This is a genomic window from Lentilactobacillus farraginis DSM 18382 = JCM 14108 (genome assembly GCF_000583655.1).
Classification (GTDB): domain Bacteria; phylum Bacillota; class Bacilli; order Lactobacillales; family Lactobacillaceae; genus Lentilactobacillus; species Lentilactobacillus farraginis.
Window position 1 is genome coordinate 61,546 of record NZ_BAKI01000002.1, and the last position, 15,897, is coordinate 77,442.

General features: G+C 45.0%; 13 protein-coding genes and 3 pseudogenes. 14 read left to right on the forward strand and 2 right to left on the reverse strand.

Features of this window, described 5'->3' with window-relative positions; all coding sequences use genetic code 11:
- Window positions 1-14 precede the first annotated feature (14 nt).
- The 11 genes and pseudogenes from JCM14108_RS01215 to JCM14108_RS01260 all read left to right on the forward strand — a co-directional run bounded on the left by JCM14108_RS01215 (window position 15) and on the right by JCM14108_RS01260 (window position 9,690).
- Window positions 15-503 (forward strand): dihydrofolate reductase, encoded by a 489-nt coding sequence (locus tag JCM14108_RS01215; protein WP_035177645.1) that lies wholly within the window; start codon window positions 15-17, stop codon window positions 501-503.
- A gap of 108 nt (window positions 504-611) precedes the next feature.
- Window positions 612-1,460 carry a DegV family protein gene (locus JCM14108_RS01220; RefSeq protein ID WP_035177646.1) on the forward strand — a complete coding sequence of 283 codons (849 nt, stop codon included), beginning with the start codon at window positions 612-614 and terminating at the stop codon, window positions 1,458-1,460.
- Window positions 1,461-1,551: 91 nt separating this feature from the next.
- Entirely contained in the window at window positions 1,552-2,475 is a 924-nt protein-coding gene (locus JCM14108_RS01225; RefSeq protein ID WP_237745683.1) for a GDSL-type esterase/lipase family protein, read from the forward strand.
- A 6-nt stretch (window positions 2,476-2,481) separates the two neighbouring features.
- Complete coding sequence (locus JCM14108_RS01230; protein ID WP_035177649.1) at window positions 2,482-3,111, forward strand: YpmS family protein; 630 nt, start codon at window positions 2,482-2,484, stop codon at window positions 3,109-3,111.
- A 2-nt stretch (window positions 3,112-3,113) separates the two neighbouring features.
- A complete protein-coding gene (locus tag JCM14108_RS01235) occupies window positions 3,114-3,332 on the forward strand; it encodes a YozE family protein (RefSeq protein WP_035177651.1) in 219 nt (72 codons plus the stop codon).
- A 13-nt stretch (window positions 3,333-3,345) separates the two neighbouring features.
- A complete protein-coding gene (ylqF, locus tag JCM14108_RS01240) occupies window positions 3,346-4,218 on the forward strand; it encodes a ribosome biogenesis GTPase YlqF (RefSeq protein WP_035177654.1) in 873 nt (290 codons plus the stop codon).
- Window positions 4,199-4,972 (forward strand): ribonuclease HII, encoded by a 774-nt coding sequence (rnhB, locus tag JCM14108_RS01245; protein WP_035177656.1) that lies wholly within the window; start codon window positions 4,199-4,201, stop codon window positions 4,970-4,972. The genes ylqF and rnhB overlap by 20 nt, the downstream gene beginning before the upstream one ends.
- Window positions 4,973-5,016: 44 nt before the next feature.
- Entirely contained in the window at window positions 5,017-5,889 is an 873-nt protein-coding gene (gene dprA / locus JCM14108_RS01250) for a DNA-processing protein DprA (RefSeq protein ID WP_035177658.1), read from the forward strand.
- A gap of 99 nt (window positions 5,890-5,988) precedes the next feature.
- Window positions 5,989-7,622 (forward strand): annotated as a pseudogene (gene topA, locus JCM14108_RS01255) (type I DNA topoisomerase); the annotation flags it as partial.
- A gap of 186 nt (window positions 7,623-7,808) precedes the next feature.
- The gene (locus JCM14108_RS14975; protein ID WP_237745684.1) at window positions 7,809-8,117 is read left to right on the forward strand and encodes a DNA topoisomerase family protein; all 309 of its coding nucleotides are present in this window, start codon (window positions 7,809-7,811) and stop codon (window positions 8,115-8,117) included.
- A gap of 151 nt (window positions 8,118-8,268) precedes the next feature.
- Window positions 8,269-9,690, forward strand: a complete 1,422-nt coding sequence (locus JCM14108_RS01260) for a C69 family dipeptidase (protein WP_035177660.1) — start codon at window positions 8,269-8,271, stop codon at window positions 9,688-9,690.
- Window positions 9,691-9,767: 77 nt separating this feature from the next.
- Here JCM14108_RS01260 and JCM14108_RS01265 read toward each other — a convergent pair whose 3' ends face one another.
- Complete coding sequence (locus JCM14108_RS01265; protein ID WP_035177661.1) at window positions 9,768-11,207, reverse strand: C69 family dipeptidase; 1,440 nt, start codon at window positions 11,205-11,207, stop codon at window positions 9,768-9,770.
- A 161-nt stretch (window positions 11,208-11,368) separates the two neighbouring features.
- Between JCM14108_RS01265 and thmT the strand changes: the two genes are divergently transcribed.
- Together thmT and glpK are read left to right on the forward strand one after the other, a co-directional pair.
- Window positions 11,369-11,557 carry a 2-hydroxymuconate tautomerase gene (gene thmT, locus JCM14108_RS01270; protein WP_035177664.1) on the forward strand — a complete coding sequence of 63 codons (189 nt, stop codon included), beginning with the start codon at window positions 11,369-11,371 and terminating at the stop codon, window positions 11,555-11,557.
- Between the two features lie 235 nt (window positions 11,558-11,792).
- Window positions 11,793-13,303: pseudogene (gene glpK / locus JCM14108_RS01275) on the forward strand (glycerol kinase GlpK).
- Between the two features lie 204 nt (window positions 13,304-13,507).
- Here the strand turns inward: glpK and JCM14108_RS01285 are convergent.
- The gene (locus JCM14108_RS01285) at window positions 13,508-14,338 is read right to left on the reverse strand and encodes a Cof-type HAD-IIB family hydrolase (RefSeq protein WP_035177671.1); all 831 of its coding nucleotides are present in this window, start codon (window positions 14,336-14,338) and stop codon (window positions 13,508-13,510) included.
- A 168-nt stretch (window positions 14,339-14,506) separates the two neighbouring features.
- Between JCM14108_RS01285 and JCM14108_RS01290 the strand changes: the two are divergent.
- Window positions 14,507-15,891: pseudogene (locus JCM14108_RS01290) on the forward strand (RsmB/NOP family class I SAM-dependent RNA methyltransferase).
- Window positions 15,892-15,897 lie beyond the last annotated feature (6 nt).

A 15,897-nucleotide genomic window follows, 5' to 3' on the forward strand; every position in this document is an offset into this window, starting at 1 on the left:
AGTGGAGGAAAATCATGATTTCTTATATTTGGGCAGAAGATGAGCACGGCTTAATTGGTGCCTCAGGGAAACTTCCTTGGCATTTGCCTGACGATATGGCTTTTTTTAAAAAGACGACGATGGGCCATCCAATTATTTCCGGGGCCCGGACATTTCGCAGTTATAATCGACCATTACCGGGACGACAAAATATTGTTCTATCCCGTCACGGTAATTTTCCCGACGGGGTATTGGTGGTTTCATCAATTGAACAACTTTGTGAATTAGTGGCTGATAACCCGCAAAAAAATTATTTTGTAACGGGTGGTGCCAATTTATTCAGTCAATTGCTGGATAAAGTTGACCGACTTTATCGGACTAAAATTCACGCACAATTTACGGGTGATACTTATATGCCGAAAATTGATTATTCGCAATTCAAACAGGTAAAAAAACACCCTGGCCTAGTAGATGAAAAGAATCATTATGCCCATACGTTTGAAGTCTTTGATCGAATCGGGTAACCTTTATATTTGTTTAAAGGATATGTTTGTTTTAAATGAACTTTGATATAATTAAAACTGGTTATTTTAAAAGCTTTAAATCATTATTTGAAGAAACGAGTGGCGCTAATGGCAAATGTGAAAATTGTAACAGATTCATCTGCCCAATTAACAGATGAAGAGATCAGCAAATATGGGATTACGGTTATTCCGTTAACGGTTATGATTGACAGTACGGTTTACGTTGAACGGGAAACCATTACAAATGACACCTTTGTCCCCAAAATGCTGGCAGCAAAAGACCTTCCTAAAACCAGTCAGCCACCGGTGGGAAAATTTGTTGCCGCTTTTAATAAGCTGGGAGAGGACGGTAGTAAAGTTCTTTGCCTGGATATGCTGGCGGCAATCAGCGGTACCGTTCATGCCGCTGAGCAGGCAGCAACAATTAGTACAAGTGATGTCACGGTTGTTGACAGCCAAACCACTGATCGGGGATTGGCTTTTCAAGTCCTTGAAGCAGCTAAATTGGCACAGCAGGGTGCGACAGTCGAAGCGATTCTTACCAGAATTAATCAGGTTCGGGAAAACACGAGACTGTATTTATGCGTTATGACATTGGATAATATTGTTAAAGGAGGCCGACTGCACCCGGTAGCCGGTGCCATTACCAATTTTTTAAATATTAAACTGGGATTACAGGTTACCGGTGGTAAGTTAAAGATCATTTCCAAAGGGCGTGGCGACAAATCCCTGCGTAAATTTTTTGGCCGAATTATCGATGACATGAAGCAGACACCGACACTGAAAGAAATTGGCATTTCTTATGTGACCGAGACAAAAGTGTTAAAAGAGACGGTTAACAAGCTTCGGGAAACTTTTCCCGAAGTACCGCTGTTATACCGGATTACGTCGCCAATTATCTCAACGCATACCGGTGAAGGCGCCTTTGCATTAGTTTACTATAGTGATCCTGATTAAAATCAAGTTGTTGAAGGGCTGGGGCAAAGCCGGGGGCTGTTTTGTCGGCAACCCTTTTTGTATTAGCGGAATAAGTGTATAAATATTGTCAGTGGGTGATTGGTTGAAACATCAAAAGAAACAGCCGAAGAGAAAGTGGTTTATTTGGGGTGTCTTAATCGGCATTATCCTGATTGTCAGTGGTCTCTGGGTTATTAATCAAAAGCAGCCCCAATCAACCGGTAAGCCTAAAAATATCCGGTTAACGGCGGTCGGGGATTCACTGACTTATGGGGTGGGGGATCCTTCCGGAAAGGGCGGTTATACCCACCTTATTTCAAAGAAGGTTAATCGACAAAACCCAACTGTTAAAATGACAACGGCTAATTTTGGGGTTTCCGGTCAAACAACGGCTCAAATTGATCATCGGGTAATGACTGCCAAAAAGTTGCGAGCTAGTCTTAAACGAGCAGACGTTATCACGGTGACGACCGGCGGCAATGATTTGCTGCAGTTTTTGGAAACCAAGTTGATGACCCAAAGCAACGCGCAGTTGACCGGTCAGTTAAAGACCTATTGCCAATCTTATCAGAAGCGGGCAGGTCAATTATTAACCCATCTTCGCCAATTGAATCCCCGAGCACCAATTTTCGTATTTGGTATTTATAATCCAATGTACGTATATTTCCCACAGGTCTCGTTTATTAGCCGGGCCGTTTTTCAAAATAATCAAATGACCCAAAAAGTCATTTCAACCCGGTCAAATGTCTACTTTGTCTCAATTAATCAAAAACTTTCAGACGGCCAATATCAAACGGCTGCTGCCAGAGCCAAACTAAAAAAGCAGGCAACAGATGCCGGTACTGATCATGACGATCCGGCTGAATTAAAGAAAACATTGGGTCAAAATACAGGTGAAGTTAATCATTATTTGTCTACTAAGGACCATTTCCATCCGAATAAAACGGGTTATAAAATTATGACGAATTTATTGTATCAAAAAATGAGCCAGGTCTTAGGCTGGCTAAAGGAGTGACCTTTTATTAATACTAAACGAACAGTCAAACGGCAGTCCGGCAGAAATTTATGGAAAGCAGCCTTTTTAACTTTGATCGGTTTAATCGTGCTTAGTGTGGCCGGATTACTCATTGCCATCCGTTTATCCGGCAGCGAATCGGTTTCTTCAAGCCGGCCGACGTCCAGCGCGGATCAGTCGGTTTCAATCTCAATGAATAAGGCGCAGTTAAATAATTTATCCAGTTACTATTTAAATAAAGTCCAGACACAAAATAACGGTCAGGCTAAATATCACTTTGAGGTAGCCGATCAGGGAGTTGTTTACGGCTCGATCAAATTACTTGGGAGCAATGTTGATTACGCGATGTTTTTCTCACCCAAGGTTTTGGCAAACGGCAACGTTGAACTGCACGCAACCAAAATGTCACTGGGGAGATTCCCGGTGCCAATTAGTTTTGTCCTTTTTAACGTTAAACATGCATATAAGCTGCCAAAATGGGTGAAGCTTGATCCGCAAAAGAAAACGATCTCGTTGGACATTGTTCACATGAATCAGCATGGCTTGAATTATCGAGCCCGTCAGATTAATTTGAACGGCAAAGGTAAGTTTGTTTTTGATATTATTTTACCGAAAGAATCGCAGGGTGACTCATAACCATGTTAAAAACCTTTTACCAATTTTTAATGACTAAACGCAATCCGGGCAGTAGTGATCCAATTGCGGAATTTGCCAATAATGCTTTTTACGATCAGTCGTTTCCAAAGCAGTTGACGGATTTTGACGAGCTTTCAAAATACCTTGAAGAAAACGCGGATTATCTACCGACAATGACGATTTTTGATGAAGTTTGGAAACAGTACCAAGAGGATATGTAAAGGACGTGACAATATGGCTGTAACAATCCAGTGGTTTCCGGGACACATGGCAAAAGCCATTCGCCAATTTGAAGAAAACATCAGGTTGGTCGATGTGGTCTTTGAAATTATTGACGCGAGAATTCCCGCTTCTTCGCAAAACCCCGAAGTTGCCAGAATTACCGGTGATAAGCCGCACCTGTTTATTTTAACCAAAAAAGATTTGGCTGATCCACGGTTAACCCAGAGCTGGCTAAACTATTTCAAACAGCACCAGCAGCCCGCGATTGCGATTGACGCGAAAAGCAATTTTAATCTTGGAGATATCCTTTCGGTTATTTCACCATTGCTAAAGGATAAATTGGCCCGAGAAGAACAAAAAGGAATGAAGAAGCGGCCAATCAGGGCAATCAGCGTCGGTGTCCCCAACGTGGGTAAATCGACCGTCCTAAATCGATTGGTTAACCGTCGGGCGGCTCAGGTCGGCAATCGCCCTGGGGTAACGAAAGGCCAGCAATGGCTTAAGGCCGGTAAGTCGCTTGAATTACTCGATACGCCGGGGATTCTCTGGCCCAAATTTGAAAATCAGTTGATTGCTGACAAGCTGGCGTTAACCGGCGCGATTAAAGACAGTGTGTTTGCCAGTGACGACATTGCCCTGTTTGGATTGAACCGGTTTCGAGCTGACCACGTTGAAGCGTTACGTGATCGGTATCATCTTTCAGCGGCCGATCTTAATCAGTCGGATGTTGAGCTATTATTGACCATTACGCAAAAAATGGGCATGCGAGATGACTATGAGCGGGCTTCCAACCGACTGATTCAGGATATCCGGGGAAATAAATTGGGTCGATTTACACTAGATGTTCCAAGAGAGGCAACAAGTGATGATGAAACTGACAGTTAAACAGGTCAAAGCTTGCTTGGACCAGGTTATTACGTTGGATGATCCAATTTTAAAGCAACTTGGCGATGATTCAAGAAAAGGTGTCCAGCACCTGATCGCGATAACTAAAAACCGGCTTCAAAAAGAGCAGTTGGCGTTAAACCAATTTCACCGGCGTTTCAAGTATGAAGAAAACTTTTGGCACCATGGTGTCAGATATATTGCCGGTGTTGATGAGGTTGGACGGGGTCCGCTGGCCGGTCCGGTGGTTTCAGCCGCCGTGATTTTGCCACGGGATTTTGACTTGATTCGAGTCACTGATTCCAAACAACTTAAACCGGCAGTTCGGGCCCAGTTGGTACCGCAAATCAAACGGGAGGCACTTAGTATTGGGATTGGGCTGGTTGATAATTCAGGAATTGACCGCTTAAATATTTATGAGGCGACCCGGGTGGCTATGAAACAAGCTGTTGAGCAGTTGCGTCCTCAGCCGGATGAAATTATTGTCGATGCCATGACAATTGATGTACCGATTCACCAAACGCGTTTGATTAAGGGGGATGCAAAAAGTATTAGTGTTTCGGCTGCCAGTATTGTCGCCAAAGTCTATCGGGATACCCTGATGGATCAATACGCCAGAAAATATCCGGAATATGATTTTAATCATAATGCGGGCTATGGCACGGCCAATCACTTAGCCGCGTTAAAAAAATATGGTGCCACGCCAATTCATCGAAAAACATTTGCGCCGGTTAAAAATTTGTTGCATAAATAATTAATCGTTTTACGTAATTACTCTTAAAAGGGATGGAGACAAAAATGCTTTTAAGAGACTTTTTACTGAGAATTCATTTGTGCAGCGGTATTGGGATAGTTGGTAAATCAAAACTTTACAGCTGGCTTCAATTACAAGCGGCCGGGCGGTTCAAGCTGCCTACCGTTGATACACTAATTAAAATTGCCAATATTCGTGGGGAAAACGTGACGCGATTTTCATCGTCTTACATACAATTAATGACCTATCCGGAGCAGGTGAATGAACGGGTGGCAGGCGAGAAATGGCTGTGTATTTGTGATCAGGCATATCCAATCCAGTTGCGGGAAGCTTATGCACCGCCATTGGTTATTTTCTACCGGGGAGAATTGCCACTGTTGAACCAGCCGATGCTTGGCGTTGTTGGCGCTCGGGAAGCCACTAATTATTCTACCGCCGTTTTACGGCAGCTGCTGGTTGGACCGGTTATCAATAAATTAACAATCGTTTCCGGCTTGGCGAAGGGAGTCGATACGTTGGCTCATCAGTGTGCCATCGCCAATCACGGGCGAACAATCGCGGTTATTGGTACCGGTTTGGATCTTTCGTATCCCAGAGTAAATGATGCGCTGCAAACCGAAATTGGTCAGTCACATTTATTACTAAGCGAATATCCCAACGGCAGCCACGGATACCGAAGCCACTTCCCGGAAAGAAATCGGATTATTGCCGGCTTAGTGGCGAGTGTTTTGGTGACGGAAGCCAAGCATCACTCCGGCAGTTTGATTACCGCCAACCTGGCATTGCAAAATAATCGAAATGTTTTAGCGGTTCCCGGTCAGATTAATCAGCCGCTATCTGTTGGCACCAATGAATTAGTTGCTGCCGGCGCCAAGCCGATTTTGACTCCGGAAGATATCCTCGAAGAATATATTTAGTTGACACCGGAAAATACATGCAATATGATGTGGTAGATTTGAAATGGAAATTAATAACAAAAAAAGCTACTATATTTATCCAAAAAGAAAGGAGAAAAAATGGCTACTTCAACTAAAACAAAACCAAAAGAAAAACCAAAAAGAACCCGTGCCAAACGCAAGGCACCCAAAAAGAATCTGGTGATTGTCGAGTCGCCGGCTAAGGCCCGAACAATTGAGAAATATTTGGGCCGTTCTTATAAGGTAGTTGCCAGCAAGGGCCACGTTCGTGACTTACCAAAAAGTACCATGGGCGTTGACATTGACAATGACTATGAACCCCATTATATTTCGATTCGGGGTAAGGGCGACACCATCAAGGAGCTGCGGTCAGCAGCTAAAAAAGCCAAAAAGGTTTATTTGGCTGCCGATCCGGATCGTGAGGGGGAATCAATTGCCTGGCATCTGTCGCATATTCTGGATCTGGATCCCAAGGCGGATAACCGGGTAGTCTTTAACGAAATTACCAAGGATGCAGTTAAAGAGTCGTTTAAACACCCCCGAAATATTGATATGGATTTGGTTGATGCCCAACAGGCCCGTCGGATTCTTGACCGGCTGGTTGGTTACTCAATTTCGCCGCTTCTCTGGCAAAAAGTTAAGAAGGGCTTAAGTGCCGGCCGGGTCCAATCAATTGCCCTGTGGTTGATTATTCAGCGGGAAAAAGAAATTCAAAACTTTAAACCCAAGGAATACTGGTCAATTGATTCGGAATTCAAAAAGGGTCGAAGTAAATTTAAAGCTGCTTTTTATGGTTTGGCAGGTAAGAAAAAAGAATTGCCAAATAACGAAGCTGTTCAAAAAATCTTAAAACAGATTGATCCAAAAGCAGATTTTAATATTACCAAGGTAGTTCGGCGGGAACGAAAGCGTCAGCCACAACAACCGTTTACAACCAGTACCTTACAGCAGGAAGCCAACCGGAAACTGAATTTTCGGACCAGAAAGACCATGATGCTGCTCAGCAGATGTATGAAGGCATCAATATCGGTAAGGAAGGCAGTCAGGGACTGATTACCTATATGCGAACCGACTCAACTCGAATTGCCACAATTGCCAAACATGAGGCTTCAACCTTTCTGCATGAAAAGTATGGCGCCGAGTACGCCGCTACCAAGCCAATCAAGGGAAAGCTTCCTGAAGGTGCTCAAGATGCCCACGAAGCAATTCGACCAACTTCGGTTTTCCGAACACCGCAAAGTTTGAAACAACATTTGACAAAGGATCAGTTCCGATTGTATCAGTTGATTTGGTCACGGTTTGTTGCCAGCCAAATGACCCCGGCCATTATGGATACGATGGCAGTAACAATCGAGCAGAACGGTGTCACTTACAAAGCCAATGGTTCCAAGATGAAATTTGACGGGTTTCTGAAAGTTTACGGTGATGGCAAGGAGAAGGATAATTTGTTGCCGGACTTAGAGGCAGGAGATAAAGTGCAACTCATTGCCAATAATCCGGATCAACATTTTACCCAGCCGCCTGCTCGTTACAGTGAAGCGACCCTGATTAAAGCATTGGAAGAAAACGGGGTTGGCCGGCCGTCAACGTACTCGCCGACTTTGGAAACCATCCAACGTCGTTATTATGTTAAATTGGTCGGTCGCCGATTTGAACCAACCGAACTTGGCGAAATTGTCAATAAGATTATCGTTGAGTATTTCCCGGACATTGTAAACGTCGACTTTACTGCCAATTTAGAAGATAAACTGGATGACGTTGAAGAGGGAAAGGAAAACTGGATCCGACTTGTCGATTCATTCTATAAACCATTTTCCAACGAGGTTGAGTCAGCAACCGAAAATATGGAAAAAGTACAGATTAAGGATGAACCGGCCGGCTTTAACTGTGATATTTGCGGTGCACCGATGTTAATTAAAATGGGCCGTTATGGTAAGTTTTATGCCTGCTCCCGTTTCCCGGATTGTCGAAACACCAAAGCGATCGTTAAAAAAATCGGCGTAACCTGTCCAAAATGTCACGTTGGCGAAGTTATTGAACGTAAGTCAAAGAAAAATCGCGTTTTCTATGGCTGTTCCCGTTTCCCAGATTGTGATTTTGTCTCGTGGGATAAGCCAATCGGGCGGGACTGCCCCAAAGATGGCCACTTCCTGGTTGAGAAGAAAGTTAAGGGTGGTACGCAAGTCGTTTGTCCGAATGGCGATTACGAAGAGCCACCACAAAAGTAACCAGATAAGTTTTGCTTAGAAACAAAGGTTTGAAACAACGTTCATCATGCGTTTGTTTCGAACCTTTGTTAGGTTGGCGGGTATTTTAAAAGATCGATTTTGGCTGGTATCGAAATCTGATGTAAAATCAAAATAAAAGAGGAGGATGATCATGAAGCATACAAATCATAGTACGTGTACCACCATCTTAGTTGGTAAAGATGCCAGCTACGATGGCTCCACCATTATCGCCAGAAATGAAGATGCCGGGGTTGCCGTTAATCCTAAAAAATTTATTGCGGTTCAACCAGCTGATCAACCACGTGATTACCAAGCTAAATTAAGTAAATTTTCAATTAAGCTTCCGGCTCATCCGGTTCGTTATACGGCAGTTCCGGACGCGACAGATGAACAGGGCATTTGGGGTGAGGCCGGCGTAAACGTTTATAATGTTGCCATGAGTGCCACTGAAACCATTACGACCAACCCCCGAGTCCTTGGCGCTGATCCGTTGGTTAAAAAGGGTCTGGGAGAAGAAGATTTACTGACCATTACCCTGCCATACATTAAGTCGGCTCGACAAGGTGTTGAGCGAGTCGGCAAACTACTTGAAAAGTATGGGACCTATGAATCAAACGGAATTATTTTTTCGGATGTCAATGAAATTTGGTATCTGGAAACGGCCGGTGGTCATCATTGGGTGGCTGAGCGGATTCCCGACAACGCGTATGTGATTGCACCTAATCAAACGGGTATTCAGGAAGTTGACTTTGCCGACCCGGATCATTTTATGTACGCACCTGATTTAAAGGCGTTTGTTGATCGGCATCATCTAAACCTGTCGGCTAACTTTAATTTCCGAAAAATTTTTGGCTCGGATACCCAGTTGGATCATCATTATAATTCACCGCGGGCATGGTATGGCCAACGTTACTTTAATCCGGAAGCAGTTCGTGACTTGTCGCCAATGAGTGCCGAGCTGCCGTTTATTTGCCATGCCAATCGGAAAATTACGTTGGAAGATATCAAATTTGTGTTGAGCTCTCATTATCAGGACACCCCATATGACCCGTTTACGCCGGGCAATGAAGCTAAGAAAATGCCATTTCGACCGATTGGGTTCAACCGTAATCAGGAATTATCAGTAATCCAGTTGCGGCCGTATGTGCCTTCCGAGTTTGCGGCTATTCACTGGTTAGCGTTTGCGGCCAATCCGTCAAATGCTTTGGTTCCGTTTTTTGCGAACGTTAACGATACGCCGGATTGCTACAAAGATACGACTAAACTGGTTGACAGCCAAAACGCCTACTGGGTCAATCGGCTGATCTCACTGATTGCGGCTGATCACTACCATGACGTTATGGCGGATATTGAAGCCTATCAGGATCAACTAATGGGTTACGGTCATCGCCGGGTTGCTCACATTGATAAAAGAGTTGGCGGACTTTCAGGCGACCAATTAATATCAGCACTGATGACTGCTAATCAAAAGACGGCGACCCACGCGTTAAAGGCGACCCGCCAATTATTAACAACGCTGTTGGCTAAAACCAGCAATGGGGTTCGGGGAGCGTTTGACCGCACCAACTATTAATAGAATGAAAAAGATGATGCCATGGCTGTTGCCGAAAGCATCATCTTTTATTTTAAAAGCTAAGTTTAATTGGTTGGTTATAAGTTAACATCCTGTTTAAAGTTGAGTGGCGAAAAGTCGGTTGAGGCGGTAACTAATTCACTGATCAGCTGTTGATAGGCTTTTAAGCCGGCAGCCGCATTTTCAAAGTTGACTTTGGTCAAATAGGCGGCCAGTTCCGGACCGTTTAATTGCGCCTTTAACGCAGTCCGGTCAGCCTTACTAAGTGCCTGCTGTAATTGAATTCGTAATTTGGCCCGCGTATCGTTTAACTTGGGGCTCAGAGAAACGTAGTGTGGATCAACCAAGACGCCGGCCAGCTTATAAGTCCAGTAAGCTTCCTTAGGTGTATAGGAACCGTGAGCATTTTGGTAAGCGGCGGGCGTTTCGGTCGCACCGGCATAAAACGGCACGAAGGTACTTTGAGCTGCCACACCCATTGCCAGCCACTGGACGCCGAGTAGATCAGTCGGCATAGAAGGCCGTATTTGCAGGATATGGGCCTCCTGCGTCTTAGCTAGACTAATTGGTCGAAAGCGGTGTTTATCGGCCTCAGAACCCTCACCAACGGGGTCATAGGGGGTTCCCTGGTAATGGCTGCTTAAAAAGTTTTGGACATCCAAAATACTGAGCTTTCGATTGGCCTGATTGATAAACGGCATTTCCTGGCTGGTTGGTTCAAAGGACAGGTCCGGTGAAAACATTTTTAAGCCATACCAGACCCGGGGGGTGTTGTAATACGTGTCTGAAAGATCAGCGGTACCAAAAATCCGCCGAAAATTGAAGGTTTTACCGGTTGAATCCGGATTGAGATGATTGTCGGCCACAAACTGCTGTATTTGCGGTGACCACATAAAATGATCCGGATCGGTAAAATCGATTTCCTGAATGGCGCTTTGATTGGCAATTACCGCATAGCTGTCATCAGGAATTCGTTGCGCAACCCATCTGTGTCCGCCGCCGGTTTCCATATACCACGCTTCGTTGCGATCGGCAAACAAAATCCCGTTTGATTCCGATGTCCCATAACGCTCGATAATGCGGCCCAACCGGGCAATTCCCTGCCGGGCAGTCTTAACATATGGCAGCACGACGGTGATCATGGCTTCTTCACCAATCCCGTCTTTATTTAGCGGGTCGGCCCCCAGAGCCAATTCATTGGTGTAGGTACTTTCCGTGGCACTCATAGCGACACCGTATTCATTAAAGCCGTTTTCTTCAAACACCCCGAATTTATCGGTCCATTCGGGCGTAGCGGTATACTTGGCCCGCGTCAATGGCAGCGGCATGGAAAAACCGTTGTCCTTTGAAGAAAATTGCTGTGGGCTTGAAAATGTTCGACGGGGATGGATGACGTAGTTCTTCGGCCAGGCAGCTTTACTGTCTTCATTTCTGGCAATCATAATCGACCCGTCGATACTGGCTTTTTTACCAACAATCATGCTGGTGCAGGCACTGTAATTTTTAGTTGGTATCATGGTTATTTCTCCAATCGTGGTTATTTTGACTTTGTTTATTGTAACATTTTTTAAGCGAATGGTTCTTGAAACGAGTCGGCTGTCAATCCACAATTTTCGTTGCAGGCGGGCTTAAATTACGGTATACTTTTTTCAATTGAGAAAACTGGAGGAATTTAACTATGCCAATTGTAAATATTCAGTTGATTGCCGGCCGTTCACAGGAACAGTTAAAAGCACTGGTTGCCGATGTTACCGCTGCCGTGGTTAAGGATACCGGTGCACCGGCCGAACACGTTCACGTGATTTTGGACGAAATGCAAAAAAATCGTTACAGTGTCGGCGGTGTTTTGAAGAGTGACGAAAAGTAAATAACGGATTGATTCCAATAAAATCAATCGTGGATGACAACATGTCGCCTGGGTTAACCATCTTTTACCCAGGCGGTTGTTTTTTCAAAACAGGTAATTCTTTTGAGTGGGGTGCATAATTACTGATCATCAATCCTGCTTACCAAATTCTAATTGGTTTGTTGATCGGGATTATTGTATACTGGAAAAGAAGAATTCGAATAAATGCATTAATATCAAGAATGGAGACGTTTACATGAACGATCAGCAATACATAATGGCAATTGACGAAGGCACCACCAGTACCCGGGCGATCCTTTTCAATAGTAATGGTGAGATTGTTGGTAAAGCGCAGCGGGAATTTCATCAATATTTTCCCAAATCGGGCTGGGTCGAACACGATGCCAACGAGATTTGGAACGCGGTGCAATCCGTAATTTCAGAGGCTTTGATTAATGCTGATGTACCGCCGTACAAGGTCCGGGGCATCGGCGTTACCAACCAGCGGGAAACCACTGTGATTTGGGATAAAAATACCGGTGAACCAATTTATCACGCGATTGTCTGGCAATCCAAGCAGACCGCCGATCTGGCCGATCAATTGAAGGCGGGCGGTTACAATGAGATGATTCATGAAAAAACCGGTTTGATTATTGATTCTTACTTTTCGGCTACAAAAATCAAGTGGCTTTTGGATCATGTCGAAGGCGCTCGACAGAAAGCGGCAGCTGGTGATTTGCTGTTTGGCACAATTGATACCTGGTTGTTATGGAAGTTAACCGGGGGAAAAGTTCATGCAACGGATTACACCAATGCCAGTCGAACGATGTTGTTTAACATTCATACTTTAAAGTGGGATCAGGATATTCTGAAACTTTTGGACATTCCCGAAAGTATGTTACCGGAAGTGCGTTCATCGTCCGAAATTTATGGCTATACAGCCGGCTATACTTTCTCCGGTGTTCAAGTACCGATTGCCGGGATTGCCGGTGATCAGCAGGCTGCGTTATTTGGTCAGATGGCCTATCAACGCGGGATGATTAAAAATACGTATGGGACCGGCGCGTTTATTGTCATGAATACCGGCGATCAGCCGACCCTTTCCAAACGGGGGCTGCTAACGACGATTGCTTACGGGATTAATGGCAAAGTCACCTACGCGTTGGAAGGTAGTATCTTTGTCGCCGGCTCGGCCATTCAATGGCTGCGCGACGGCATGAAGATGGTTACCAATTCACCCGAGTCCGAACAAATGGCTGTGGCTGCCAAAAGCACTGACGGTGTTTACGTTGTCCCGGCCTTTACCGGACTGGGTGCGCCATACTGGGACCAGGAAGCTCGGGGAGCTGTCTTTGGCCTGACCCGGGGAACCACCAGAGAACAATTTGTTCGGGCAACACTGGAATCATTGGCATACCAAAGCCGGGATGTGATTGATACCATGGTTGCGGAAACCGGTTTGGACTTAAAAACACTGGCCGTAGACGGCGGCGCAGCAATAACAACTATTTAATGCAGTTTCAAGCCGATATTCTGGGAACGCCGATTCGCAGGGCGGCCATTTCAGAAACCACGGCACTTGGGGCTGCCTACTTGGCAGGTTTGGCCGTTGGCTTTTGGAATTCCTTGGCTGAAATTAAAAAAACGGCCAAGGCCCGGGATGCTTTCAATCCACAAATGGACGCGGCAGTTCGTGCCGACCTGTATGCCGGGTGGCAGCGGGCAGTTCACGCGACTATTCAATTTCATCCCAACGAGAATAATTAAACTTATCAATCGTTTAAAAAACCTGAAATGTTAAGAGCGGGACGAAGTTACCTTTCGGTGCACGTTCCCACTCAATAATAATTGCGACTAAAAAAGCGGGACTGAACAAAAGTAATTTTGTTTCAGTCCCGTTCTAAGTTCATTTAATGGATACTAATTTATTGGATCTATCGGTTCGAAAGGTAATGTCACGGCGTCAGTCGACTAATTGGCTACGGCCAGGTTAAGATAATCTTCCAGATAACGGGCAACACCATCCTGATCATTGGTGTAGGGGGTTACGTCATCAGCGGCCTGTTTAATTGGCGCAATGGCGTTTTTCATTGCGACGCCCGTTCCGGCAAAAGTCATCATTGTCGTATCGTTGGCTTCGTCACCAAAGGCAATAATATCTTTTTGCAGGATACCGTAGTAATCGGCCAAAAACTTTAAGCCGGTTGCCTTGTGAATACCCTTTGTGGCGATTTCAACGATCGGATGAGGACCACCCCATGGCGAAACTTCTACTTGATCACCAAAATTTTCTAAAATATAGGTCATTAAAGCTGCCCGCTGTTCCGGTTTTTCAACCTGAACGGTGATACTGATCGGATTATCTTTAAGGCTTTTTTGATTGAGAATTTGGTTTGACTGTAATGTACTTGGGAAAAAGCCAAAGCCGCTGCTAATGCCACGGTTAGCCAGAAACAGGTTTCGGCCTTCCACGGCAATAAGATTCAAGCCCAGCTTTTTTCGATTCGCCAGCAATTCCATGACGATTTCTTTATCGATGGTGTACTGATATTCGCGCACCCAGTTTTTATGTGGTAAAATGCCTAAGTTACCATTGAAGTTAATCATTGGCGTAGTAAGATTTAACTCATCGTAAAAATTCTCGGAAAGCCGGTTGGGCCGACCAGTTACGATACTGACGATGCAGCCTGCTTTGACCGCCTGTGAAATAGCTGCCCGCGTCCTGGAGCTTAGTTTGGCGTCGTCGTTGAGCGTTGTGCCATCAAGATCCAACGCAATTAATTTTTTAGAAATAGTTATCACTCCTTAACCAGCGTATTTACTTATACTATCGAAAAACCAGCCGGCCGTCAATTGATTAGCGACAGTCCGATTTTATCTGGATGAGAACGGTCAAATTTGAAATAACAAAGCCGGAAAGCCAGTGCTTCAAAGTATCTTAAAAGCAACGTATTACAGAAAGGATTCATGATGCAGTTACCAGATGATTTTAAAGCAAAATATACCCGCTTGTTGGGGCCAAAGGAAGCCGCAGCATTTTTAGCGGCTTTTTCAGAACCGGTTCATCACGGCTTTCGAATTAATCCCTTAAAGCAAAACCAACCCAAAGAACTTGATCTAACCAAGCCGCTGTCCCACTGCCAATTTGGCTATGCTGGCGAAGTCAGCGGTAAAACTGTTGCGCATCAAAGTGGTGCGGTTTACAGCCAGGAGCCAGTGCCATGTATGTTGGTGAGGTGGCCGCACCAAGGCTTAATGAAAAGGTCTTGGACCTCTGCGCGGCACCAGGCGGCAAGACAACCCATATTGGCAGTTATCTGGCTAACTCGGGTTTGTTGGTAGCAAACGAAATTGATCATAAGCGCGCAAAAGTTTTGATGGAGAACGTCGAGCGCTTTGGCTTAACCAATACAATTGTTACCAACAGTACGCCTGCGATAATTGCCAGCCAATTACCCGACTTTTTTGACCGAATTTTGGTCGATGCGCCGTGTTCGGGCGAGGGGATGTTTCGAAAAGATCCTGATGCCACTTCTTATTGGCATTTGGATTATCCGGCTGAATGTGCAGCTCGACAGCGCCAGATTCTGAGTGAGGCGGTTAAAACACTTAAGCCGGGCGGTGAGCTGATTTATTCGACATGCACCTTCGCGCCGGAGGAAGATGAACAAATCATCGCGTGGTTGGTAAACCAATTTGATTTTGAAATTTTACCGATTAAAAAGTTTGCGGGAATGGATGATGGTCGACCGGCGTGGGCTGGTGGTAATCCGGAACTTGCCAACTGTGTTCGGCTGTTTCCACATCATTTCAATGGAGAAGGTCATTTCATTGCCAAATTACGAAAACCGGCTGCGACCGGTAAATCAGCTCAAAAAGCGAAACCGGTTCGCAATAAAAAGCAGCGGCGGGGCTCTTCAACAACAGCGTCACTGACCAATGAACAACGTCAATTGTGGGAAGCATTTTCTAAAGCGATGTTTCAAGAACTACCGATTGGCCAGCTGAGAACCTTTCAGGAGACGCTTTATTCAGTCCCGAACATGGCCCCGGACTTTGGAAAAATTAAACTTGTCAGGGCCGGCCTGCAGTTGGGGACCTTTAAGAAAAATCGGTTTGAACCCAGTTACGCGCTGGCGTTGGCTGTTCGACCGGAAAATGTTAAGCAAAAACTAACAATTTCTCCGGCTGATTGGCGACAATACGTTCACGGTGATACATTCAGGGTTGCCCCGGAACTAAAGAAGGGCTGGTATTTGCTGGTCTGTGAAGGCCAATCAGTTGGCTTTGCCAAAGTTGTCAATGGGACAGCTAAGAACTTCTTTCCTAAAGGGTTGCGGTTCCAAGTGAATTAATCGATT